The sequence below is a fragment of the Peribacillus sp. TH16 genome (assembly GCF_016651095.1).
Lineage (GTDB): Bacteria > Bacillota > Bacilli > Bacillales > DSM-1321 > Peribacillus > Peribacillus butanolivorans.
The window spans coordinates 312,358-336,371 of record NZ_JAEKEM010000003.1; the positions used below are offsets into that span (position 1 = coordinate 312,358).

Consider the following 24,014-nt stretch of genomic DNA (forward strand, 5'->3'; position numbering starts at 1 on the left):
TTACTATTCCGTAATTTCTATACGACGAACTTTTCCAAGAAGAAAGATATAAGCAAATGCGCCGATTAGAGCAACTACCGATATAAATGTTAGAGCTGCTGCATAAGAATGGGTTGCACTAATAATGAGACCGACGATTAACGGAGATAAAGCCCCGCCAATGTTAGCAACAAAATATAGTGAGGAACCTGTTAGGCCCACCATACCTTTCGGAGCGATATCAGCTAAAAGGGCACCGGTAACAGTGGATGCCATCCCTTGTCCGAAGAATGCAATGGCCATAAAGGTGATGACTATGTTTGGTGAATCCGTATAATTCCCCCCCAGGATTAAACAAGACAGTAACAATCCGACAATAATAGGCAGTTTACGTGCCATTCCTGTTGATAAACCACGTGTCAGCATCCAATCAGAACATCGTCCACCAATGAGAGTACCAAATATAGCTACAATATATGGGATACTTGCATAAATTCCGGTTTTTAGCATCGTCATTCCCTTTTCATCAATCAAATAGGATGGAAACCAAGTCATAAAGAAAAACAAAGTAGTTTGAATGGAAAATTGCCCGATAAACATCCCCCAAATTTGACGGTGCTTAAGCAGTTGACCTATCCGTTTCCAGGAGAATGGGTGCTTCTCTTCGGTACCAATCAGCCCCCCACCTTCCTTGATATAATCGAGTTCTTCTTGAGAAATCCTCTTATGTTCCCTTGGATTGCGATAGAACGCAAACCAAACTAAACCAATAAGTATTCCAACAATTCCTGCGATATAAAAAAGGTAATTCCACCCAAACGTTATGATTATCCAGGTGAAAACTGGAGTCAGAAAGGCTAACCCAATATATTGGGTACCCGTATAAATACCTACAGCAGTAGCACGTTCTTTTTTTGGAAACCACTCGGATACGCACCAGGCGTTAGTAGGAATAGATGGAGATTCAAATGCGCCAAGTCCAATACGATATGTAACTAACCATGTTATATTTTTCGCGGTTCCTACCAAGAATGTAAATAGAGACCAGAAAATAAGAGAAACCGTGTATACCCTTCTTGGTCCAAATTTATCAAGAAAGTAACCACTAAAAAGCATGGAGAAGGTATAGCTCCAACCAAAAACGGAAAATATAACACCCATCAAAGCCGGATCTATTTGTAGATCGGCTTGAATATTTGGCGCAGCAAGTGAAATGATTGCACGGTCGATGTAATTTATACAGGTGACTAAAGCAATGAGAAATAGGATAAACCATCGAACTGTTTTCGGTTTTCCCTTTTTTGATTTGTTGGCTGCCAGTTCATGTGTGTGATCCTCTATTATTGCCTTTAATTCTGAGCTCAATAATTCTCCCCCTTACCTAATGCCTACATTAGTACATCGTTCTACTAACTTTTTTTGGATTTCATCTATGCTGAGTTTTGCAATTACATAGATTTTCTTCAGGATTAGATTGATATTTTCAAAGCACTTTTTTTCAAAAATAGACAAAATTTAGAGTACAATCACTTGTTCATGTAGATAATAGCTCCCCTAATTGCAAAGATAACACTACTTAGGGGATAGTCTTCTGAATTATGAATCAATTATTCAGACAGTTACCGCTTTCTCTGATTCTACCTCTTCATTATCCTCCTTGACTACCCTGTCAAAAGATCCGTATTTTTCTTGAACCAGTATATAACCGATTGCTGCGATTATACTTGGCAGGGCAAAAGTAGCAAAAGCTATCTTTGGATTCATACCTGTTGTAAGAAGAAAAGCAATTATGGTAGGAGCGAGAATAGAACCAATCCTGCCGATAGCCTGTGAATAGCCCATTCCGGTTGTACGGATTTCACGAGGATAGTATTCTGTAATATAAGGGTTCGCTAAGTTCATTGCACCGACCGTACAGGCGCCTCCTAAGAATATCAGTAAATATACACTGACCACATTAGTCGTCTTGCTTAATGCGACAAAGGTAACAGCCCCCAAAAAGAATAGTGTAACTAGAATTTTACGATGTCCCATTTTTCCTGCATAATAACCTCCTACTAATGAACCGCCAATCTGACCAAGACACAAAACCAAGTTAAATGAAAGGCTTGAGGTGATACTAAATCCGGAATCTTGCATCATTTAGGGAAGCCATGTATTTAAACCGTAAGCCATCATCAGTGTGCAGAACACTGCCATCCAGATGGAAATCATACTGAATGCCCGTTTGTTCGTGAATAACTTTTTTACCGGAGACCCTTTTCCCTTCTGTTCAGCTTCCTTAAGCTGGTAATCATCTGTTACTTTAATATCCCCTTCTGGTTTGACTTTATTAAGGATTCCAACAACTTTCCCAATTTCCTTCCTTGCTAAATAGTAAGAAAGGGATTCAGGAAACTGCTTTATGAATAATTGAAGTGTAAGTAATGGTAGAATTCCAATAAAGTACAATACACGCCAATCCGTATGAGGAATTATATACATTCCCACCAAGGAAGCCATGATTCCACCTATTGAATACCCGCAATACATCGCAGCAACTATGATGGCACGATTTTTTTTAGGAGAATATTCAGTCATAAGCGATATAACATTCGGCATCAAAGCCCCCATGCCAATTGCAGCTATGAAGCGCATGATGGTAAACTATGTGAGATTGGGTGCAATTCCTGCCCCCAATGTAAATAAGCTGAATAGCAACATACAAATCAGAAGTACTTTTTTTCGACCAAATTTATCAGCAATCGGTGCTAAAATCAGAGCACCCATCATCATGCCGAATAATGAATAACTCCCAACTGCACCTGCCTGAACAGAAGATAAATTCCACTCTTCCATCATCCATGGCAGCCCCACACCATACATTGCAATATCATACCCGTCAAAAGCAATGGCATAAAAACACCAAAGAAAAACAAGTAAATGAAAGCGGTTAAACTTACTTGCAGAAACAATATCTGAAGCTACTACACTACGCATTTTCCGTCCCCCATCATTTAAAAATCTCGGTTTAGAATGTGTTTCCAGAATACCTGTATTTTACTCTGGTAATTCGCATAACATTGAAAAATCAGATAATATAGATTACAGATCACATTAAGAATAAGATAAGACTCTTGCTTCAATATTATTGATTGTTTATTAGTAAACTAGCTATTTAGGTAAATTACTTTCTTTTGGTTTTTTCAATGACAAGGTTTAAACCCCATAAATTGTAATAGCTTTTGAATTAGTCAAAGCCACTATATTAAGGGATTTAACCCTTTTCTTCGACATTCATTTCATACCCAATTGTTTGAATGATTAATTTTTCACGACAGCTTTATTGAAAACCGGTTTATCTTGTAATCTAAGTTCAAAATCTAAATGAGCCGTATAATAATCATTTTTCAATCCTTTTTCTGCACCAGAATGTTTATCTAACTTCGTAATTAAGCTTCCGCGAACACCTTGTGCAACATCATCTTCTAAATATTCATCGCCTTCAAAATAAATTTGTGTTACTAATCTATCACCATTTTCCGGTTGGAATAACAGGTGCAAATGAGCTGGACGATATGAATGATGATCAATCCACTTTAAGAACTGACCCGAAGGTCCATCTGTTGGAATTGAATAATTACCCGGTACAACTGTTTTAATTTCAAAATTACCATTTTCATCTGTGTAAAATACACCACGTAAATTATTATCTGGAATACCTTCAGCGAAGTATGAGTATTCACCATTTGTATCCGCCTGCCACATATCGATTTTTGAATTTGCCAACGGATTTCCATTTACATCTTTCACAGTTCCTGAAAAGTAAAGAGTGTCACCTGGTTCATTTTCACGTTGTGGCAACACTCCTGGATTTTGAACGACTGGCGTATTTTCAATATAATAAGGTCCTAGAATAGTAGGTTCAGTTCCTTTTACACTTTTATACATTTCTTGAAGTGCATGAGTTTCAAAGAATACATCCATAAACAACGGAATTTCTCCTGCTTTACCTAGTTGATCCATCCAATCAACAAGGGCTTGATAGTCATTATGATCAATTTCGTATTCACTAACTAATTCCTTAAATTTCACTACCAATCCATTATAAACATCGATTACTTTTTGATTCTTCATATATACTTCCTCCAATTTTTATAAGTTTTTATATAAATGTTAGTTTATATCTGAGTATTTTGAATAATTGTTGTGATTCCTAACCCACCTGCGATGCATAAAGTGATTAGCCCATATCTTTTTCCCGTTCGTTCTAGCTCGTGTATCGCTTTCGTTGCTAAAATCGCACCTGTGGCACCAATCGGATGCCCCATCGCAATAGCACCACCGTTAGGATTCACCTTATTCATATCAAGCTTCAATTCTTTGATTACTGCCAAAGCTTGAGCAGAAAAGGCTTCGTTCAATTCGATCAAATCAATATCATCCAATTTCAAGCCTGACATTTGAAGTGCTTTCAAGGTAGAGTTCACTGGTCCTATCCCCATGAAATTCGGTGATACACCTGCTGCTGCTTGTGCTACTACTCTTGCTTTTGGTTCTTTCCCAAGTCTCATGGCTTCTTCTTCCGACATAAGTAAGAGAGCAGATGCACCATCATTTCTTCCACTACTATTTCCAGCGGTTACCGTTCCATTTTTTTTGAAAACCGGTTTTAACTGAGCTAATTTTTCTAGACTGGTTTCCCTTGGGTGCTCATCCACTTTAAACTCTGTTACACCCTTTTTCGTTTTAAGTTGATAGGGAACGATTTCTTGTGAGAATTTCTCAGTAGAAATTGCTCGCTTTGCATTTTCTTGACTTCTTAAGGCAAATTCATCCTGTTCCGTTCTTGAAATAGAATACTTTTCAGCTAAATTTTCTGCTGTCATTCCCATTGTTAACATTCCGTAGTCTTCAATGGGCTGTGAACCTGGCTGGCTTTCTGTATTTGGGTCTAATAACTGCCCATTGCCTGATTTCAACCCAAAACGAATATTTCTCATATAATACGGAGCTGTACTCATTGATTCTGCTCCACCTGCAATGATTACATTTCCTAAACCACATTGAATTTGTTGACTAGCTGAATTTATTGCTTGAATACCAGATCCACATTGTCGATGAACGGTAAAACCTGGTACTTCCACCGGAAAACCTGCACGGAGTGAAGCAATTCTTGCTAAATTTGATGCGTCAGAACTTTGTTTCGCTTGTCCCATTATTACTTCATCAATAATCTCTTTTGGAATATCCGCTCTCTTTACAACTTCATCAAGGACAGCTGCTGCTAGAAAATCAGCAGGAACATTTTCTAATGATCCCCCTAATTTCCCAATGGCGGTGCGAACCGAGTCAATAATAACGACATTGGTCAATTTTCTTCCCCCCGGGTATTAGCTTTATTTACTTCTAAACTATCTTTATATCTTTGATGTGCTATTTTTAAAGCAACAATCACTGACTGCTGTGATGGCGCTAAAAAGTCGGTTTTAATATTTTCTATTAACGGATCAATATCTTTACTAAAATTAAATCCAACTATCATTCTCTTAAAAAAGTCCTGTGCCAAAGTTGTTAAAAAAGTGAATTCTGCATTAATAATAATGTGACTTTCTTTATGGATTTCAAGTACCATACCAGCGTATTTATAATTTTCGTACATACTCGTATTCTGTGGTGCCTTTGCATACGCCGTAATTAATAATGTTGGTTGTCCCATAAAACTACATCCTCTCAAGATTACTTGCATTAACTAGTCAGGGTTCCATATTCCCACTTCTAGTTTATATTACAAACAAAGCTCTTGAAAAATGTTTTACTTTTTCTTTATCTATCTCCATACCAAATCCTGGTCCATCCGGAATGATTATTTCAAAATTCTCATATTCAATTTGGTTTACCGTTATATTATCTTTGAATAGTAACGGTCCAAATAATTCAGTACCGAATTCAAACTTGGGAATGGTTGAATAAAGTTGTGCACAAATGGCTGTTCCTAATGAGGATTCAATCATCGTTCCGCCATACAAACCAAAACCTACACCTTCAGCAATGGCAGCCACTTTTTTCGTTTGAGTCATTCCACCATGTTTACATACTTTCAAAGCAAATGAATTACCTGCTCTATGCTTAGCTATTTGGAAAGAATCTTGAACCGTATTTAGGGATTCATCAGCCATGATCGGAACCTTAAAACGATTGGTCAACCTTGCCATCCCCTCATTATTCCAAGCGGGCAACGGTTGTTCGATCATTGAAACTCCACCTTCTTGTAAAGCTTCTATGCAATACGTAGCTGTTGTTTCATCCCATGCTTGATTAACATCAACCGTAATACGGGCTTGATCTCCTACTTCTGCTATAATTTTCAATACATGCTCCACATTCTTAAATGGATTACCTTTACCAATTTTCAATTTAAAAATATTATGGCGTTTTTGGTGTAAGAATTCTTTGGCTTCTTCGATATCTTTATTCGTATCTCCACTTGCTAATGTCCAAGCTACCGGTAATGATTTATGAATCTTCCCTCCGAATAATTCATAGGCAGGGATGTTTCTCCTTCTAGCCACTAAATCTACCATTGCTGATTCAACAACAGCCTTTGCGAAGTTATTTCCTCTAACGTGTAAAGAAACTTCATGCATGATTTTGTCATAATGGACTGGATTTTTCCCAATAATAAGGGGCGTAATATATTTATCAATATTCACTTTTATCGCCTCAGGAGTTCCCTCACCATATGAAGCACCACCTATTGTTGCCACCTCTGCCCATCCTTCCGCACCCTCTTCATCTTTGACACGAGCAAGAATGATTGTTTGTTCAACAATCGTATGCATGGCAAGCTGATGAGGACGAATTGTGGGTAAATCAATAATATATACATCAACTGAACGTATTTTCATTTAATCCACCTTTTTAACATTTAATAGATAAAATTCGCTTCTGTTTTTCCTCTTACTTCTTCGATACTTACACCTGGCATTAATTCAATTAGTTTCAACTGTTTTTCAACAACTTCAAAGACAGCTAACTCCGTGATAATCATGTCAACACTTCTAGTTGATGTAATGGGATAGGTGCATTCTCTTAAAATTTTACTTTTACCTTCCTTATTAGTATGTGTCATTGTCACAATCACTTTTTTGGCACCCACTAACAGGTCCATCGCTCCTCCAACACCCATAATATTTTTTCCAGGTACGGCCCAATTTGCAATTTCCCCTGTTTGATCTACCTGCAATACACCCAAGATAGCAACATCAATGTGCCCTCCACGAATCATTGCAAACGATTCTGCGCTATTAAAGAATGATGCACCAATGGATTCTCCAACTGGTAACTTGCCTGCATTTACTAAATTCGGATCCATTTTATCTTCCTCTACATCAGCAACTCCTAATAATCCATTTTCCGTATGAAAAAAAACTTTTTCGTCATCGATGAATTTTGAAACCAAAGTCGGAATACCTATTCCTAGGTTCACTATACAAGGACCCTTTAATTCTTGAGCCGCACGTCTTGCTATCAAATTTTGCATTTGTTCTTTGTCACTCATAATCTTTGACACCTTCCTTCGTCAGGATTTTCGTTGCCTTAATAATTCCATCGACGAATAAATGCGGTGTTACAATCTCCTCTGGTGATAGTTCACCGGGTTCAACAATCTCATCTACTTCTACAATAACTACATCTGCTGCTGTTGCCATAACCGGATTAAAGTTACGAGCTGTTTTGTAATAAACCAGATTGCCAAGTGTATCTGCCTTCCAGGCCCTGATCAAAGCAACATTTGCTCTTATTGCCGGTTCAAAAATATATGTCGCCCCATTTATTTCCCTTTCTTCTTTGCCTTTTGCTAAATCGGTCCCGACACTGGTTTTCGTATAATAACCGCCTATGCCAGCACCGCCAGCACGCATGGATTCTGCTAATGTCCCCTGTGGTAATAGCTCTAATTCAATTTCACCTCTTTGATAAAATTCCCCAACTTCGCGATTGCTTGTAAAATACGAACCGATTGCTTTTTTTATTTTCTTTTGGCTTAGGAGAACACCCAATCCTTTCCCTTTTTCGCCTAAGTTGTTACTGATGACTGTTAAACCTGCTACATCCTTTTTGGTCAACCCATCTATTAATGTTAGTGGGGCACCAATCAATCCAAACCCTCCTATCATTAACGTATGGTCATTTTTCACACAAGATAAAGCTGCTTCTATATCTTGATGTACTTTCGTCATGTTTTTCTCCACCAATCCTGTTACTTATTTTCAATTAATGAATCACTTGCTTCAAACCAAGCAGGGATTCCAGCAGTTAATAAGCAAATAAATCCCACATCCGCTAATTGTTCTTCTGAAGCTCCATTTTCTCTTGCCGCTTCCATCCATTCTTCTACTTGATTCCCTTTTAATTCAGTTATGAATATTCCTGCCATTAGGATATGTTTTAGCCTTTTTGAAACGACTGAATCACTCAATATATAATCTTTAAGAGAGTTTTGGTCTTCAGATTTAACTAGTTTCAATACATTCGATACATATGCCGTGTCCTCATTGCCTAAAAGCTCAAACATATAAAGAAGGATCTCTTCTGCTGTTTTATAATCCCCTCTTTTTTTCTGAAATTCAATACCTTTAAGTGCAAGGGCATATTCTAAAGATTTTACCCCTGTTTTTAATGCTTGAACTCCGTTATATAAATATGGAACAATTAGGTATTCAACAAGTTCCGGTAAAGTTGCTCCACCATCTATTGCCCCTTTTGTATGGTAGATCATACTGCGTTCATACAACCTCGCAGCATTCATACCTACTAGTAATATATCTTTCTCCTTTTTCGTTAATGCCCCTTCTTGCATAATGTTACTCCGTAAGCTTGTATAGTGATCAAGTGCATTTGGGCTATAATCGTGCATTTTTTGTACCCATCCTGGTACAACATCATACACTTCTTTAAAATACGATAATCCTTTGCTCATTTGTCTACACCTCTTTAGATTAATTGAGAGTCAAGAATTGATAGTGCTCTTATAGGTGAGGCCGTTGCATTTTTTAGTTTTAAAGGAATCCCGAAAAAAAGAAAGCGAGAATGCTTAGGTAATTTTTCAAGATTCACTAAGTTTTCCACAATATATATTTCATTACTTAGTAATTTCTGATGAATTCTACTTTCTGTATTATGGTTCAAATCAGCATTTGGCAAATCTAACCCAACAATATGTATTTGCTTTTCAATAAACCAATTGGCCGCACTGTCATCTAAAGCCTGTGCTTCAAAAAAACCCTCTTCTCCCCACGTTCTTTCCCACGTTCTAATGAGGACAATATCGTCTTTTTCAACATATACTCCTTGCCTACGTTCAGCTTCTTCAAGTAACTCTTTCGTAACAGGCTCATGCGGTACTTTTAACATACTTACATCTAGAATTAGGGCATCTCCAAACATTTTCTTCAGATTGATGTTTTCAACCGACTCCTCATTTTCCAAGAAATGTGACGGCGCATCAACATGTGTCCCGCTATGATCCGAAAAAGAAATCATCTTAGAATGAAATCCTTTAGGAAGTGGATTAGATGTATCCTTTTGTTCAAAAGAATTATTATTTTTAATGCCTACTTCTGGTAATTCATTACTTGTAACTAGACCATCGTAAAGTTCCAATGTTAAATCAATTATTTTCAACGATAAAACCCCCAAATTAATTTAAGCGTTTACATTATCACGACAAAAATGGCTACCCTAAACATTACTATCAAAAATTGACAGCAGTTGTTAAAGGTAGCCAGTTGTTCACTAGTTGTTATTAAAAAAGGTTATTTTTTAAAAGCTAATGAATAGGCAATAATTAATTTTATATTCTAATTTTACACTATTTTCTGTTAATTTCAACATTTTTTAAAAATATTTTCAAAAAAATCAAATTCCTGCTAAAAATATTTTTATTCCTTCGTTAATTTCCTCTCTATTTTCAAACACCATTGTATAGTGATTGCACTTTGAAACAATGGTTTCAATATCCGCAGTATATTTCTTCGTATCTTCATAAGCTTCTTCATAAAATAATGGGGGAAATTCTCCAATTTTACCACTAGCATAGACTAATAAGGTTTTGCAGTTTATTTGTGTACATACTTCTTTAGGGACAAATGAATAAAAACTATTGAAATCTGCAAGAATACTATATTCAGATGACTTATTCTCCCAGCCACCATCTACTTCATGAACCTCATACTCTACCACACTTTGCAGATGGTCCGTCCATTTAACACCCAACCGATTATAGATTTCTTTAATTTCTATGACATAACTTTTTTGGGATTCATATTTTTTGCTTAACCTTCCAAGTGATGGTTGTACTATGTCCCTTTGTTGTTGAGTTGAAGTAGCTGCACCATCCAGTAAAATTAAGCCTTTTACTTGATTATTTAATTTACTAGCTACAACCGCTGCTATGAATGCTCCCATTGAATACCCCATTAAAATTGGATTTTCAATGTCTAATTCTTGGATTAACGCTATAATATCTTCTGCATGTTTGAAAAGAGAAGTCTGCTCATCTGTTTCTGAACTATTCCCCCTTCCTCTCAAGTCAATCGAAATGACTCGGTACTCTCCTTTTAACATTTCTGCATAATAATGCATTTGCTTATGATTTCCCGTTAAGCCATGTATAGCAATGATTGTTCCTTTCGTTCCTGGGTAATCTGCAATTTGGATTCTTCGATTTCCCAGCTCTTTTACATACATTTTCATAGTCACACTCTCCTCATAGTACCTATCATCGTTTGTTTATTTACAAACTTATTTGCTTGTAAGCAACATTTTTCAACTAATTAACCAAATTTTCATAGCTTTCATTTATTTATCTGGAGACAAGGATTTTTCTAACTCTTTCTACAGAGTATTTTCACCCCTTTCATAAATACGCTTTCAATTTTAATAAAAAAAGCTACCTTAACTTCACCATCAAGTAACTGATCGTGAAATTAAGATAGCCGGTCACTTCATTAATTTCATTAAAAAAGGGCGTTTTCTAATAGTTAATGAATAGGCAAGATTTATATCATGTAATAATTCCATATTACATGAAATTTTAATAATATCAAATTTTTTTCGTTCTTTTGGATTTTTCATTACTCTTTAACAAATTTCCATTCCTTAAGATCGATTCCGTGAAAGTTGCTGAACTTTACCGACGTATATCCTCAATAGTCTGGCCCCATCGTTCAACGACTTCTTTAGAATTTTTCAACTTAATTTTAATGCCAGAGGTGATATCTGCATACTTAGCAACATCCTCACGTGCCGAGACAACTCTAGCTAAAAATCGTTCTCTTTGGTATCGTGCAGTTGGCAACTCTTTTAGTCTCTCAATAGAAAGTCGAATATAATGCGCTTTCCCTCTCCAAAACAGAACCAATGTAGCTTTATTTGTATGAATGATATTGGCTGTAGTCGATGTATCTGGCCATAATCCAATTCGTAGTTCCTCACCGCTTATGGCTACGATTTCTCCAACGCTTATCATCGCTGTATGTGGCCACCCATCTTCACTTACCGTTAACAACATCATGGCTTCATGCTGTTTGTCAGTAAGGTCTTCGCCATTTAACAAGTCGACTACCTCTGTTGACATTTCTATTCTATTCATTTTTTTCACCTTTTTCTTCATTTTGAACCAAGGGCCTATATAAAAAGTAATGAAAAAATATCATATAGGTTAATGATTTCAGAAAATTCACCATCATCCATCTATGTTTTGCTGCTATATTTCATTCCGTCCCACCGTTTCGCACCGAAAACATCTAGCTCAAATTGATCTAATGCTCTGTATGCCAGATGGTCAATGACATCGTCAACGTTTTCTGGATGATTATAGAAGGCTGGCATCGGAGGGAATATAATAGTTCCCATTTTTGAGAGTGCTGTCATATTCTCTAAATGAATCGTATTTAGAGGGGTTTCTCTTGTCATCAATAATAATTTTTTTCGTTCTTTTAACATTACGTCAGCAGATCGTGTTATTAAATTATCAGCTAATCCCATTCGAATCGAGGCAAGGGTTTTCATACTGCAAGGAGCTACAATCATCCCATCAACTCGAAAGGATCCACTGGATATTCTAGCAGCTTGATCTTTGTATGAATAGGAATAATCAGCTAACTCTTCCACGTCTTTAACAGAATAAGAGGTTTCGTGTTGAATAGTAGCATGAGCCCAAGGAGACATTACTAAATGAGTCTCCACTTCACTATTTTTAAGCATTTGAAGGATCCTAATCCCAAAAATGGCTCCAGTTGCTCCTGTTATTCCAACAATGATTTTCATCCAATTCCCCCTCTTTTTTCATTTTTTATGTGTTTTATAAAGTGGAACTTCCATCAATGATCCCCATCGATGGTCAGTTTCACCATACACGAAGTAAAGTTTAATTATTTATTAAATAATTCTGGAGCAAAACGACTTGGATCTACCTCTTTAAATTCTGATCTTTTAAATTCACCTTTTAAATGATAAGGCACTGTACAGTCAAAAATTGTCTTACAGGAAACCCCTTTTTCCTGAATAGACGGGCTGTAAGCCGGATCTTGTGAAGGATCTAACGGATGACAACGTACTCCAGGAATGAAAACTGTATCAACATCCCCTTGAAAACGTGTATTAAGTGCCCATAATACATCATTACTATCAAATGGATCCACATCTTCATCCACTATAAAGACATGCTTAAGCTCAGAAAATGCAGAGAATGCTAACAAGGCAGCTTGTCTTTGACGTCCTTCATCACTTGGCTGACTTTTCTTAAATTGTAAAACAGCCATGTATTTACCGCCGCCTGATGTATGGGCATAAACATTTAATAATTTGCCTGGCATTGCTCTTTCCACCATTTGAAGTATGCTTGCTTCTGTAGGAATACCAGCCATATTCACATGTTCTTCACTTGGACCAATAACTGTTTGCATAATTGGATTGACACGATGCGTAACAGCTTTTACTTTGATTAAAGGCAGTTCCGCAACAGCCGAACCCGTATAACCTGGGAATTCCGGCATTGCTTTTCCGGTATTGGTGTTTTGATCTTCTCGCACACGTACTCCAGGAACCAATTCCCCTTCTATTACATATTCAGCATTTGCGATAGCTTTTTCATCAATGGTCAAGCATTGAACTAGTTCAACAGCTTCATTTCTAATCGCTCCTGCAACACTCAATTCATTAAAGCCTAGCGGTGTCGTTGGTGCTTCAAAACAAGCAGCGACTTCAATAGCAGGGTCAACGCCGATACTAATGGAAATAGGTAATGGTTTTCCGGCTTTTTCTGCCTTTTCACGAAAAACTTCTAAATGGCGGCCTGGAACAAAGTACATAGACATCTCATCTTTACTTTGTAAACATAAACGATGTATCGTAATATCTGATTCACCCGTTTCTGAATCAGAGGCATAGCACATACCTATCGTAATGTATGGACCCGCATCTTCCTCTGTATTCGTAGGTGCAGGAATTAGTTTTCTAATATCGAAATCTGGATCTTCTGCATAGTGAACCACTTCTTGAGCTTTCGCTTTATCGTTTGAAATGGTAATGGGATTAATTGGATTTTTAACCGCTTCATTTAACAGGAACCCTAGTCGCTCTGGTTTTGTATCAAGCATGAGGCCAACTCTTTCACGACTAGCTAAAAGCCCGATCAGTACGCTTGCATCTTCATGCCCCAATACATTATTAAAAACCATGGCAGGTCCAATTTTTGTTGGACGCATTACTGTTCCGCCAGCCCCTACATGACGATAAACCCCTGATAATTCAGCATGTGGATTGACTAGTTCATTGGTTTCAATTAATTGTCCTGAAATTGTTTGTAGAAGTTCTAAAGCAGAACGTAAATCAGTTACTTTTTTCTTTTTTGTAGACATTAAAAATTCCCCCTAGCATTCATAATATCAGTGCCCTATGTACTATTCGGTTTCAACGAAACTATATGATAACGGTTACAAGGAATATATTAATGTGTATTTCTACTATACAGTCAATAGATATTTGAAAATTCAAGTAATTTTTTCTACAGGGATTTGTAACTGACAAAAATCTACACTATTATCATTCTCGTAAAAAGTCGTATCTAATAAACAAGCGTCTATAACATCCCCTACAATTCTATAATGGTTTTCACTGATCCATTGAACCAGTTTATTTAAAATCTCTATATTATAGGGCATTCCATATTTATAAACGCATGCATATTGCCCAGCAGGAAAAGTCATCATATTATCCATATCAGGGTCTGTAAAAGGTAATGAAGTATAGATTCCCGCACCCTCGAAAATATCATCCGTTCCTAGATTATCCTTTAAGATAACAGTACCAAACCCCTCGGAAGGAAGCATTTCATGTTTACTTAAGACATTCCAAGCTTTCATCAGCGTTAAATGTAATTCTTCTCGGCACAATTCATTTTCAAATGGTATAAACAAGACTTTCCTTTCTGGAAATTCTTCTATAATAGGTTTATCCAATTCACATTTAATATTTTTGGCTTCTGAATATTTCATTAATCTCTGTTGAATAAATGTACGTATATTCATCAAGGAGTTAATTTCTTTATCTATGAATTCTTGATGAAATTCCAAAAGTGACATGGCAGTAGATAAATTCCTATTTCCTATATGGTGCTTAATATCATTCAGTTTGATGCCAATAGACTTTAAAAAGCAAATTTCCCTTAGAAATGGAATCTGAACTGCACTGTAATATCGATAACCATGTTCATCAATATGTACAGGTTTAAACAATTCGATCTTATCGTAATAAATGAGTGTTTGCCTTGAGATACTATGAACGGATGCCATTTCACTGATTGATAAGTAATCTCCCACATGTGTTCCTCCTCTGCAAAGCCTTTTATATATTTTTCTTAGTCTTACTTTTACTGTTTCTTCTATCATTCATTTATTAATCCTCCCTATACAAATAGAATCTATTTCCTTATGGCAGAGGGTCAGTTTTATGATACAATCTATTCCTTCCCTAACTTATCTTTTTTTCATTTCTATTGAGTGGAATTTCAAAGACTCTGACACTCGAAAAATATGAATCATATCAACCTCTTAATAATAAGTAAAGTACGGTTAAAATGCTTATTCTATCTTGTAAAGCTTGATGTACTGAAGTGTATCCAATTTCAAAAAGCGATTTACTAACTGTGCAATGACTCTGGCATCATTCACATCATTTTTAGTCGGTGAATTGTAGTCGAGCTCCTTGCTTTTCTTTACGTGTAACGGATTGACTCGACAAACTTAATCTCATCTTCTTTTAGAATGTGAGCTAAGTTCAGCCAATAATGACCCATAGGCTCCATGCCTACCATCACTTTTTCCATGCTCTGTTCTTGCTTTAATTGATAGATCCATTCCAGGAAATATTGAAATTCTGCGCCCGTGCGACATGCTTGAACTTAGCAATATCGACATCTATAATTAGAGTCTAAGAAGTAATTTGAGCAATCTTTCCATTTTGGTTATAATTCATGGTAATGCCTCATGGTATTTGAGTAATGTCCTTTTCGCTGGCCAGCTTCAGGACTCTCTCATTCTACCAAGAGGTTATTTTTTTGCTCAAATCTCATTTTCAAACATGGATGTTATTTCTTTTGTGCCCATTAAACCTTGTGGACGATAGTTATTACAGGAATGCTGTCCCGATAGTTAGTTCGCTAGTCCTGTCACTAACATAATTGCCCCCATGAACATCATACTATACGGCATCAACTCCAAATTCTCAGTAATTAGCTGATAGGCTGATAAAGCAAGAACAATTAGCGCTAAGATAATACTAACTATTTTCAAGAATATATTTCCCCCTGAACAAAAAGTGACTGTTTTTCCTTGTGATATTATTCATTCGATAGATAGTCGGTACGCCTTCACAATGATTCCGTCATCAGCAGGTTGAAAGTCGAATTGTGGCATTCGTACAAAGCCCATACGTTCATACAATCGCATAGCAGTTTTCATAAAATCTGCGGTATGTAAGCCGATGTGCTGTGAACCTTTTACTTTTGTTCGACGAATACATTCTTTTATTAATGCCTCAGCAACACCTTTGTGTCGTGACTGTGGTGTGACTGCAAGCATTCTTATCTCAGGATAATCTAACATATCAACAAGTCCTTTGTAGGCATCTGATTTCGCAGGAAACAAAGCAACACTCCCTACCACTTCCCCATCTAATTCAGCAACTAGAAGTTCAACATCTCTCTGTTCATCGGCATCTGACGATATAGCTTTCTTCAGAGCATCCCAATGCCCTTCAGGAATGCTTTGTGCATGTTCTTCGTAGGCCTTCACTCTTTGTTCTCGAATCATTTCTACTTCATAACATAAAGCCTTACGAATTTTTACCATTTAATCAACCACTCCTCTTATTCCGCTATACTTTTATATTATAACTCTCTATGTTTATTAATCCATTCATGGAATATGAATGCCAATTAGTTTAATAAGGAAAAATTATGAAATAACAATCGTTATAGAAATTCCTATTTGTTCTATAAGATTTGCATAAAGAAAGGAGTCCTTTTTATACATAAAACATACGTAAAATCATGTCTATAAACAGGTTTTTATTGATAATCAAAGGGAATAGAATATTTAACATACTGTGGGAGTGTAATACTTATTTATTAATAAAAACCGCCTTTTAACAACTCTGCCTATCTAGTTATATAATGGTTATTAAAAACAAAACTAAAAAAGAGAGGTAATACTCATAGCAGTATTACCTCAAGAATAAAACGTTTTATTCCTCACTCAGATACAAATATTGTCCAAGTAAAACCTAACTCACTTTTACCGTTTTACTCTGACTCTTATTGCCTGATTTGTCTTGTGCATATACCTTTAATGACGAACCCTTCTTTTGCACCTTGATTTTCAGTTTATAGTTTCTCGACTCTCCACTATTCCTTGCCAATCTTTTTACTTCCATTGTAAATATAAATAGATTATCTTAATTTACGTTTATTAACAATTATTTATTCAAAACAGCTTTGTTGAAAACGGGTTTATCTTGTAATCTAAGTTCAAAATCTAAATGAGCCGTATAATAATCATTTTTCAATCCTTTTTCTGCACCAGGATGTTTATCTAACTTCGTAATTAAACTTCCACGAACACCTTGTGCAACATCATCTTCTAAATACTCATCGCCTTCAAAATAAATTTGTGTTACTAATCTATCGCCATTTTCCGGTTGGAATAACAGGTGCAAATGTGCTGGACGATATGCATGATGATCAATCCACTTTAAGAACTGACCAGAAGGTCCATCTGTTGGAATTGAATAATTACCTGGTACAACTGTTTTAATTTCAAAATTACCATTCGAATCTGTGTAGAATACACCACGTAAATTATTATCTGGAATACCTTCAGCGAAGTATGAGTATTCACCATTTGTATCCGCCTGCCACATATCGATTTTTGTATTTGCCAACGGATTTCCATTTACATCTTTCACAGATCCTGAAAAGTAAAGTGCGTCACCTGGTTCATTTTCACGTTGTGGCAACACTCCTGGATTTTGGACGACTGGCGTATTTTCAATGTAATAGGGTCCTAGAATAGTAGGTTCCGTTCCTTTTACACTTCTATACATTTCTTGAAGTGCATGAGTTTCAAAGAAAACATCCATAAACAACGGAATTTCTCCTGCTTTACCTAGTTGATCCATCCAATCAACTAGAGCTTGATAGTCATTATGATCAATTTCGTATTCACTAACTAATTCCTTAAATTTAACTACCAACCCATTATAAACATTGATTACTTTTTGATTCTTCATTCCTCTTCCCCCAATTAATGTTCAATTTATATAAGTGTTTTCAAAAATAGTTGTAATTCCTAACCCATTGCACTAAGGAGGTAATTATGCTTACCAGCTTAATATATACATTTGTTCATTCAGTTTTGGATTCACTTCTCTTCTTTAATTTCACGTAATCATTCGATTGCTGCTAGTTAAACGAATGAGCTGGAAACTAAAAGGAGAGGAGAAGATTTTCACTGAAAAGTTCCCAGCCAAAGAAAAAAATCTCTAACTGATTTTCATTTCTTCTGTAAATGCATGGTCTGATATTTTAATCGAATCTGTTGGGCAACCTTCAAGAGCATCATCTAACTCATCCAACAACTCATCTGGTACTTCACAATTACCTTGATTTTCGTCCAGGATCACGTAAGCTATCCCTTCATCGTTATAATCAAAAATTTCTGGTGCAGCTGCTCCACATGCCCCACACGCGATACAGGTGTCTTGATCTACCCATGTGAACTTCGTCATATTAAAGACCTCCATAAATCCAAATTAGCGTTTAAACTCGTACTTTATCTTTTTTGTTTTCCATTAAGCTCGTGCTATGCAGTGGCTGCACTTTAGCTGAAGGTTCTACATAAACTTTTGCATTGCTAACTGCAGTAGCTGCTTCACCAAATCCAGTCGCAATCAATTTTATTTTTCCCTCATACGTACAAATGTCTCCTGCAGCATAAATTCCTTCAATATTGGTTTCCATTTTCGAATTAACTAATATAGAATTGCTTTCAATTACGAGATCCCAATTTTTAATTGGTCCCAATGATGAAATAAATCCATAATTGACTAAAACATCCTCAACTTCGAGCTCTATCTCGCCATTCCCTTTAACTTCTTCAAGCACTACTTTTTCCACTGCGTTATCGCCAACTAGACGAATAGGAACATATGGGGTAACAATATCGACTTTCGATTCCTCAAGCATCGTTACACTATGCTCATGTGCACGGAACTTGTCACGTCGATGAACAAGTGTAACTTTTTCAGCAATCGATTCTAACATTAGCGCCCAATCAACAGCAGAGTCCCCTCCACCAAATACGACCACTCTTTTCCCAGCAAATCGGTTTAAATCATTTACAAAATAGTGAACATTCGAACTTTCCTGTTTTTCCGACGCTTTTATCGGTAACTTTCTTGCTTGAAAAGCCCCATTTCCAGCAGTAATAATAATAGCTTTTGAATAATGGGTTTCATTCTCTGTTTTGATCGTAAAGATTCCATCCTTTTTTTCAATCTGCAGAACAGATTGTCCAAGGCAAATGGTTGTATTATCTTTAAATAGACTCATTTGTTCAATTAAGTTATCCACTAATTCCTGAGCGCGCACTTTTGGAAATCCAGCTATATCGTAAATATACTTCTCGGGATATAAAGCAGAAAGCTGTCCTCCTAAGTGAGGCAAACTCTCGATGACTTTAACAGATGCTTGTCTCATCCCTGCATAAAAAGCTGTAAATAATCCGACCGGGCCTCCGCCAATAATGGTAATATCTAAAATCTTTTCTTCCATCTCATTTCACCTCTGCTCATTTTGAATCCCGTAAAAAATTACCTTTTATTCTCAACTGACTCTTTTTTAACCGGTACCTGATACTCCAAATACAACTCTTTTCTTTCTTTTGAGGATTGAATCGCTTTTATACATACCTCTAAGTTGGCTCTTGCCCACCGACCATCATGAATCGGCTTTACTCCTTTACATACAGCTTCATATAATTCATTTATAACGTTTATCCGTCCGGTCTCTTCCATAGGGATTTGAACCGTATATTTTTCTTCATCACCATAAACGATTAAACCTTCTGGACTTTGCCGGATATCACCCTTTTCACAGCTCACAATGGTTAAACCAAAAAAAGGATGGTGTTTTTCCGCCTCTTGATAATTTTTGGATCGACTTCCTCCATACCCTGCCGCCACTTTTAAGGCCACCTCATCTTCTAGAGAGTTTGTTTCTTTAATCGTCCTGCGAGCATGCGCATAAACCCCTATGTTTGAAAGAGGTCCGCCCTCCCCGATATCAAACGTTAACTCAGTCGTATGGAAATGATCGTAACCATTGTATACAGCCGTTGCTGCAATACCATTTTCGAACTCTAAAAAGACGGTATGGGTCCCTTCTGTCGGCCTTTCCTTATCCGAAATGGCTGTGACTGCCCTTATACTTCTTACCTCTCCACCACCTAAAAGCCGAATAATATCAAATTGATGAGACCCTTGACGATATGTCACACCCCCACCAAGCTCTGTCTTTAATTCTTCAGGTGTTCTAGGGCGGTAAATCCAATCGTTGTAATACCAATTGTGAATCATTAAGACTCTTCCAAGTTTCTCGCTGTCGATAATTTCCTTCATTTTTTGAATAGGCGGTTCAAAGCTGTGAGAATGACCTACAATAAGGTGAACACCATTTTTTTCAGCAAGCTCAATCATTCTCTCAGCATCTTCTAAAGAAGTAGCTAAGGGTTTTTCTACAATAATATGTTTTTTTGCCTCTGCGGCAATGCGGACATGTTCCGTGTGCAGCTCTGTCGGCGTGGCAATGTAGACAGCATCTATATCTGGATTCGTACACAATTCATTTATTGTATAATAGGTTTCTGCGTGATAATCTTTTGCAAACTTATCAAGACGTTCTTGATTCCTCGTGGCTACTGCAGCTAAGTTCACATGGGGATGTGCCAGGATTGCCGGTATCATCGATGCTCCCGCAATCCCTAAACCAACAATTCCAATATTTATACTTTGTTTTTTAAAAGGCATATGTCTCCTCCTTTTCTTTATTTATTTATTTTTCTTGCTCTTTTAATTTTTTTACATAATATTGCCAGACCCATTTAGCATTAAACTTTGTCCCCAAATCAGGTAATTCCGCAATATCTTCTTCGGAAATAGATGGGACTTCTCTTCCTGTTTTCCCTACTTCCAATGTCACTTTTGCCAGTGTGTTAAAATTCAACGCATTAATCGTTGCTTCTTCAACCGTTGCGCCCGTAGCTGTAATACCATGCCCTTTCATTAAACAAATATCTTTGTTTCCCATTGTTTCAATCATAGGGGCTGCCAGTTCTGGTCGTGTTACTAAATAAGATCTAGGGAAAACAGGAACACCTTCCAGGGCCATTCGCATTGCTGGTATGTTAAATGCACCAAAAATTGGCCGGAATTCCAGGTCGGTAATACCACAAATTAAAGTCGCTGGCGGATGGGCATGAATAACACAGCCAACTTCAGAACGCGATTTCATAATTTCACCATGTATAGAAAGTTCTTTCGGGACATGATACACGCCCTGCAAATCATCTCCATGACCATCAAAATCCACTTGCCTAATTGTTTCAAACGTCGTATATCTAAGCCCTTTTTCCGATTCACCACGGCAGCGTATAAACATTTCATCAGTTCCCGGAATACGGGCGCTTACGTGACCTAATGTTTCATCCACTAATCCTTCCATGGCTAAAATTCTACAAGATAGAGCTACTTTTTCTCTAAGCTCTTCCAATGAGTCATTCATCCTACCACCCCTTCTTTTATGATGTAACTAATTCTGGGCCGGTTACACGTGTTACCTCGATAATTTCGCCTCTCCATGAACACTCTCCACACCAGCAAAAGTAAGCTGTATCTTCAGAGATCCAATATTCATTCAGAAGACTGCCAGCTTTTAATAATGACTCCCCGCAATTCGGACAGTATTTCAATTTTATGTTGCACTTTGTCTTCTCCGCCATTTTAAAAACCTCCTAAAGGGACAATCAGCCCCTCCCTCTTAATAGAAGGGCTGTTATATAAATTAACTATTAGAAGAAATCGGTTCACCTTTACAGATTTCAATAATCTCATGTAGGTTTGGCGCATAGCGTGTATTCCAATGAATAGCTACCCCTGACAATAACCCACCCTCACTAAATTTGTCTTCTTCCTGCGGCAATTCAATGTACTGATTTTGTTGTGTATCCCGAATTGTACACTTTGGATCTTCCCCATTTTTCATCTTCTTCAACTCTCGTTTCAGCATTTGGCGATACATAATAATCCCTTTATCAGATGTTCCAAGTCGTTCCACAGTTCGATCAGCGACAGGACCTTGCGTAATCCACGCCATCATATCCTGTCCATCGATGTAGTCCGTTACAAATTTCCCGTTTTCATCATAAATTGGACATTCATAGGATGATATAGGATAGTTTTCAGGTACTTTGACACCTTCAGCTGGAACAAAACATGTATACCAAAAATGTAATGTATGTGTATCATCTATTGGTACCCGGATTTGGAAAGAGTGTGCTCCACTATCTCCGACTCTCAAGTAATTTGGAAAAACAATGGGGTGGCCGACTGCCCAATCTTCATTTTCTTCTGTTTGCCCTTCTAAAACTCGACGTTTAATAATTCCATAATCAAATTCATCAAATCCAATTTTCAGGTGTCGCTTTGTTATAGGCCATTCATTCTGCGGGCGACCTTGTTGCTCAAATACATGCTCAAAATAATGTCCATGTAACCACTCTAAATGTGTTGGGTCAAGTGAATTTTCCATAATTTGCACCCAATTACATGGTATCTCTGCATATCCAACGGTTCGAATAACATTTTCCTGAACAAATAAATCCCAATTTGGCAATTCAGGAGCAGGTTTAGGACCCATGTAACCAAATACTAAACCGCCTAACTCTCTTACTTCATAACCTGAGATCTTGATTCGTTTTTTAAATGTGCTATCTTCTGGCTCATTCGGCTGTTCGACACATTGTCCTGTTTGATCGTATAACCAGCCATGGTATTGACAGCGTAATCCACACTCATCCGGTATGGCATACTCAAGTGATACCCCACGGTGAGCACAACGATCAGCTACTAAACCAAGATTATTAGATTTATCACGGTATAAAACAAGTTCTTCATCAAGAATTTTTAATTTCTTAATGGTACCGATTTTTTCCACATCTGTACTAATAGCAATGGGGTGCCAATATCTTCTTAAAAGCTCCCCCATCGACTTTCCAGCTCCAACTTGAATCAAGTCTTCGTTTTGTTCTTTGCTTAACATTGTCATCTCTCCTTTAATAGAAAATAAGTTTATTGAAAATTTTTTATGATAACTAATTACTAATTAACCAACTGTATGCGTTTCCAGTTTTTTTAATTTTAACAATTATCAGATATTAACCCCTGATGAATCACCTCTGTTTTAGTTTTTGTAGTTCCCATTCTAAGGATTAAGTGTTTTCTATACAACTACCATGTTCTGCTATAAGCAACACTTCATTTTTTTTTTCTTATCAGTATAAGTTGAAACTATTTTTATCCCTAATCTTATAAAATAAGGTAATAGGAACCTATCGTTGCACTTGAATCAGGCGGACATATGCTAAAATCAAATGAAAATCTGCACCAAAACGAAAATTCCAAGCGGAAATTTATTTTTATAGAAAAAGTCATCACTGGCGAGAGTCGCCGTCGCCATTATTCGGCTGACTGCACTTTTTTATTGATTCCAGTAATTTTGTCCAATAATGGCTGGATACGGAACAGAGATGTGGAAAAATGAACGATGAAAAACATCTTTCATTTGTTAAGAAGACCCTTCGAAGTTTTTCTATCAGCTTCATTACCTTTTTTATCAGGTTCTTCAGGTTATTTGAGAAAATATACGAGATTGTACGAATGCTACATTTAGTTTCTTTTAAAGGTTAATTAATAAATACAAACTATACAACAGCGTTGTTCTTTTATGTGCAGCAAAAAATAAATATGTGGTTGGCACTGTAGCAGAGGGCGGAAAAGAAGACGTGGATCTTGCTCAAGCACGGCAAACACTGAACGGTCCGTGGAAAAAAAATGACGTTAGCAGAGCGTTCAAAAATTTTTGCGCCCATGCCTTACAGAAGGTAATGAAACGGCTACAGTGTTAATTCTGCAAGAAGCAGATGATTCAAGGACGATGTTGTCAATCTTGTTGACGGATTTTTGGTCCAAATTCAGCGGACGTTATCTCGCGATACTGCTAAGTGTATTTGATCATCAAAAAAAAACTACTATAGGTGTAGCAGGACAGTTATCTGGAAGCTGGAACACTGTATTACGTTTCAATAAACAACAACAAGTAAAACAAATTAGATAACAGAAAATCAAAAAAGCATTACCACCCTTATTAGGGGATAGTA

The 24,014-nt window shown here is 36.9% G+C and carries 26 protein-coding genes and 2 pseudogenes; 2 read left to right on the forward strand and 26 right to left on the reverse strand.

Going from position 1 to position 24,014, the window contains the following annotated elements:
* Positions 1-3 precede the first annotated feature (3 nt).
* The 26 genes and pseudogenes from JFV29_RS12795 to JFV29_RS12915 form a co-directional block, all read right to left on the reverse strand.
* Positions 4-1,344, reverse strand: a complete 1,341-nt coding sequence (locus tag JFV29_RS12795) for an MFS transporter (protein WP_201184092.1) — start codon at positions 1,342-1,344, stop codon at positions 4-6.
* A 246-nt stretch (positions 1,345-1,590) separates the two neighbouring features.
* Complete coding sequence (locus tag JFV29_RS30420; protein WP_242486855.1) at positions 1,591-2,121, reverse strand: MFS transporter; 531 nt, start codon at positions 2,119-2,121, stop codon at positions 1,591-1,593.
* Positions 2,122-2,958 (reverse strand): annotated as a pseudogene (locus tag JFV29_RS30425) (MFS transporter).
* 324 nt (positions 2,959-3,282) lie between these two features.
* Complete coding sequence (locus JFV29_RS12805) at positions 3,283-4,095, reverse strand: dioxygenase family protein (protein ID WP_201184095.1); 813 nt, start codon at positions 4,093-4,095, stop codon at positions 3,283-3,285.
* A 44-nt stretch (positions 4,096-4,139) separates the two neighbouring features.
* Entirely contained in the window at positions 4,140-5,333 is a 1,194-nt protein-coding gene (locus JFV29_RS12810) for a thiolase family protein (RefSeq protein ID WP_201184098.1), read from the reverse strand.
* On the reverse strand, positions 5,330-5,677 hold the full coding sequence (locus tag JFV29_RS12815) for a DUF3870 domain-containing protein (RefSeq protein WP_201184101.1): 348 nt from the start codon (positions 5,675-5,677) through the stop codon (positions 5,330-5,332). Before JFV29_RS12815 ends, JFV29_RS12810 begins: the two co-directional genes overlap by 4 nt.
* Positions 5,678-5,741: 64 nt before the next feature.
* Positions 5,742-6,866, reverse strand: a complete 1,125-nt coding sequence (locus JFV29_RS12820; protein ID WP_201184104.1) for a muconate cycloisomerase family protein — start codon at positions 6,864-6,866, stop codon at positions 5,742-5,744.
* 20 nt (positions 6,867-6,886) lie between these two features.
* Positions 6,887-7,519, reverse strand: coding sequence for a 3-oxoacid CoA-transferase subunit B (locus JFV29_RS12825; protein WP_201184107.1), 633 nt, complete (start codon positions 7,517-7,519; stop codon positions 6,887-6,889).
* Positions 7,512-8,201 carry a CoA transferase subunit A gene (locus JFV29_RS12830; RefSeq protein WP_201184109.1) on the reverse strand — a complete coding sequence of 230 codons (690 nt, stop codon included), beginning with the start codon at positions 8,199-8,201 and terminating at the stop codon, positions 7,512-7,514. Before JFV29_RS12830 ends, JFV29_RS12825 begins: the two co-directional genes overlap by 8 nt.
* Before the next feature lie 20 nt (positions 8,202-8,221).
* Entirely contained in the window at positions 8,222-8,941 is a 720-nt protein-coding gene (locus JFV29_RS12835) for a carboxymuconolactone decarboxylase family protein (protein WP_201184112.1), read from the reverse strand.
* Positions 8,942-8,955: 14 nt separating this feature from the next.
* Positions 8,956-9,645 (reverse strand): cyclase family protein, encoded by a 690-nt coding sequence (locus tag JFV29_RS12840; protein WP_201184114.1) that lies wholly within the window; start codon positions 9,643-9,645, stop codon positions 8,956-8,958.
* A 234-nt stretch (positions 9,646-9,879) separates the two neighbouring features.
* The gene (locus JFV29_RS12845; RefSeq protein WP_201184117.1) at positions 9,880-10,716 is read right to left on the reverse strand and encodes an alpha/beta hydrolase; all 837 of its coding nucleotides are present in this window, start codon (positions 10,714-10,716) and stop codon (positions 9,880-9,882) included.
* 436 nt (positions 10,717-11,152) lie between these two features.
* Positions 11,153-11,614, reverse strand: a complete 462-nt coding sequence (locus tag JFV29_RS12850) for a pyridoxamine 5'-phosphate oxidase family protein (RefSeq protein WP_201184120.1) — start codon at positions 11,612-11,614, stop codon at positions 11,153-11,155.
* 101 nt (positions 11,615-11,715) lie between these two features.
* Entirely contained in the window at positions 11,716-12,291 is a 576-nt protein-coding gene (locus JFV29_RS12855; protein ID WP_201184123.1) for a non-oxidative hydroxyarylic acid decarboxylases subunit B, read from the reverse strand.
* Positions 12,292-12,395: 104 nt separating this feature from the next.
* Positions 12,396-13,883, reverse strand: coding sequence for a UbiD family decarboxylase (locus JFV29_RS12860; RefSeq protein WP_201184126.1), 1,488 nt, complete (start codon positions 13,881-13,883; stop codon positions 12,396-12,398).
* Positions 13,884-14,015: 132 nt separating this feature from the next.
* Positions 14,016-14,912: a MerR family transcriptional regulator gene (locus tag JFV29_RS12865; RefSeq protein ID WP_207203186.1), complete on the reverse strand. Its 897-nt coding sequence runs from the start codon at positions 14,910-14,912 to the stop codon at positions 14,016-14,018.
* 249 nt (positions 14,913-15,161) lie between these two features.
* Positions 15,162-15,447, reverse strand: a pseudogene (locus JFV29_RS12870) (IS110 family transposase); the annotation flags it as partial.
* A gap of 227 nt (positions 15,448-15,674) precedes the next feature.
* On the reverse strand, positions 15,675-15,815 hold the full coding sequence (locus JFV29_RS12875; protein WP_201184128.1) for a hypothetical protein: 141 nt from the start codon (positions 15,813-15,815) through the stop codon (positions 15,675-15,677).
* Positions 15,816-15,866: 51 nt separating this feature from the next.
* Positions 15,867-16,373 (reverse strand): GNAT family N-acetyltransferase, encoded by a 507-nt coding sequence (locus JFV29_RS12880; RefSeq protein WP_201184131.1) that lies wholly within the window; start codon positions 16,371-16,373, stop codon positions 15,867-15,869.
* A 625-nt stretch (positions 16,374-16,998) separates the two neighbouring features.
* The gene (locus tag JFV29_RS12885) at positions 16,999-17,811 is read right to left on the reverse strand and encodes a dioxygenase family protein (RefSeq protein WP_201184134.1); all 813 of its coding nucleotides are present in this window, start codon (positions 17,809-17,811) and stop codon (positions 16,999-17,001) included.
* A 252-nt stretch (positions 17,812-18,063) separates the two neighbouring features.
* Positions 18,064-18,309 carry a ferredoxin gene (locus tag JFV29_RS12890; protein ID WP_201184137.1) on the reverse strand — a complete coding sequence of 82 codons (246 nt, stop codon included), beginning with the start codon at positions 18,307-18,309 and terminating at the stop codon, positions 18,064-18,066.
* A gap of 31 nt (positions 18,310-18,340) precedes the next feature.
* The gene (locus JFV29_RS12895; protein ID WP_201184139.1) at positions 18,341-19,354 is read right to left on the reverse strand and encodes an NAD(P)/FAD-dependent oxidoreductase; all 1,014 of its coding nucleotides are present in this window, start codon (positions 19,352-19,354) and stop codon (positions 18,341-18,343) included.
* A 38-nt stretch (positions 19,355-19,392) separates the two neighbouring features.
* Entirely contained in the window at positions 19,393-20,607 is a 1,215-nt protein-coding gene (locus tag JFV29_RS12900) for a Gfo/Idh/MocA family protein (protein WP_201184142.1), read from the reverse strand.
* Between the two features lie 25 nt (positions 20,608-20,632).
* The gene (locus tag JFV29_RS12905) at positions 20,633-21,361 is read right to left on the reverse strand and encodes a class II aldolase/adducin family protein (protein WP_201184145.1); all 729 of its coding nucleotides are present in this window, start codon (positions 21,359-21,361) and stop codon (positions 20,633-20,635) included.
* Between the two features lie 16 nt (positions 21,362-21,377).
* Positions 21,378-21,578 (reverse strand): hypothetical protein, encoded by a 201-nt coding sequence (locus tag JFV29_RS12910; RefSeq protein ID WP_201184148.1) that lies wholly within the window; start codon positions 21,576-21,578, stop codon positions 21,378-21,380.
* A 62-nt stretch (positions 21,579-21,640) separates the two neighbouring features.
* A complete protein-coding gene (locus tag JFV29_RS12915; protein WP_201184151.1) occupies positions 21,641-22,897 on the reverse strand; it encodes an aromatic ring-hydroxylating dioxygenase subunit alpha in 1,257 nt (418 codons plus the stop codon).
* A gap of 318 nt (positions 22,898-23,215) precedes the next feature.
* Here JFV29_RS12915 and JFV29_RS12920 point away from each other — a divergent pair, with 318 nt between their 5' ends.
* Positions 23,216-23,398: a hypothetical protein gene (locus JFV29_RS12920; protein WP_201184154.1), complete on the forward strand. Its 183-nt coding sequence runs from the start codon at positions 23,216-23,218 to the stop codon at positions 23,396-23,398.
* Between the two features lie 357 nt (positions 23,399-23,755).
* Positions 23,756-23,971 (forward strand): hypothetical protein, encoded by a 216-nt coding sequence (locus JFV29_RS12925; RefSeq protein WP_201184157.1) that lies wholly within the window; start codon positions 23,756-23,758, stop codon positions 23,969-23,971.
* The last annotated feature ends 43 nt before the right edge of the window (positions 23,972-24,014 follow it).

Coding starts and splice junctions, on each gene's coding strand:
- JFV29_RS30420 (WP_242486855.1), bottom strand. CDS start 2,121: ATGATGCAAGATTCCGGATTTAGTATCACCTCAAGCCTTTCATTTAAC.
- JFV29_RS12805 (WP_201184095.1), bottom strand. CDS start 4,095: ATGAAGAATCAAAAAGTAATCGATGTTTATAATGGATTGGTAGTGAAA.
- JFV29_RS12815 (WP_201184101.1), bottom strand. CDS start 5,677: ATGGGACAACCAACATTATTAATTACGGCGTATGCAAAGGCACCACAG.
- JFV29_RS12820 (WP_201184104.1), bottom strand. CDS start 6,866: ATGAAAATACGTTCAGTTGATGTATATATTATTGATTTACCCACAATT.
- JFV29_RS12825 (WP_201184107.1), bottom strand. CDS start 7,519: ATGAGTGACAAAGAACAAATGCAAAATTTGATAGCAAGACGTGCGGCT.
- JFV29_RS12830 (WP_201184109.1), bottom strand. CDS start 8,201: ATGACGAAAGTACATCAAGATATAGAAGCAGCTTTATCTTGTGTGAAA.
- JFV29_RS12835 (WP_201184112.1), bottom strand. CDS start 8,941: ATGAGCAAAGGATTATCGTATTTTAAAGAAGTGTATGATGTTGTACCA.
- JFV29_RS12845 (WP_201184117.1), bottom strand. CDS start 10,716: ATGAAAATGTATGTAAAAGAGCTGGGAAATCGAAGAATCCAAATTGCA.
- JFV29_RS12850 (WP_201184120.1), bottom strand. CDS start 11,614: ATGAATAGAATAGAAATGTCAACAGAGGTAGTCGACTTGTTAAATGGC.
- JFV29_RS12855 (WP_201184123.1), bottom strand. CDS start 12,291: ATGAAAATCATTGTTGGAATAACAGGAGCAACTGGAGCCATTTTTGGG.
- JFV29_RS12860 (WP_201184126.1), bottom strand. CDS start 13,883: ATGTCTACAAAAAAGAAAAAAGTAACTGATTTACGTTCTGCTTTAGAA.
- JFV29_RS12865 (WP_207203186.1), bottom strand. CDS start 14,912: ATGATAGAAGAAACAGTAAAAGTAAGACTAAGAAAAATATATAAAAGG.
- JFV29_RS12880 (WP_201184131.1), bottom strand. CDS start 16,373: ATGGTAAAAATTCGTAAGGCTTTATGTTATGAAGTAGAAATGATTCGA.
- JFV29_RS12885 (WP_201184134.1), bottom strand. CDS start 17,811: ATGAAGAATCAAAAAGTAATCAATGTTTATAATGGGTTGGTAGTTAAA.
- JFV29_RS12890 (WP_201184137.1), bottom strand. CDS start 18,309: ATGACGAAGTTCACATGGGTAGATCAAGACACCTGTATCGCGTGTGGG.
- JFV29_RS12895 (WP_201184139.1), bottom strand. CDS start 19,354: ATGGAAGAAAAGATTTTAGATATTACCATTATTGGCGGAGGCCCGGTC.
- JFV29_RS12900 (WP_201184142.1), bottom strand. CDS start 20,607: ATGCCTTTTAAAAAACAAAGTATAAATATTGGAATTGTTGGTTTAGGG.
- JFV29_RS12905 (WP_201184145.1), bottom strand. CDS start 21,361: ATGAATGACTCATTGGAAGAGCTTAGAGAAAAAGTAGCTCTATCTTGT.
- JFV29_RS12910 (WP_201184148.1), bottom strand. CDS start 21,578: ATGGCGGAGAAGACAAAGTGCAACATAAAATTGAAATACTGTCCGAAT.
- JFV29_RS12915 (WP_201184151.1), bottom strand. CDS start 22,897: ATGTTAAGCAAAGAACAAAACGAAGACTTGATTCAAGTTGGAGCTGGA.
- JFV29_RS12920 (WP_201184154.1), top strand. CDS start 23,216: ATGCTAAAATCAAATGAAAATCTGCACCAAAACGAAAATTCCAAGCGG.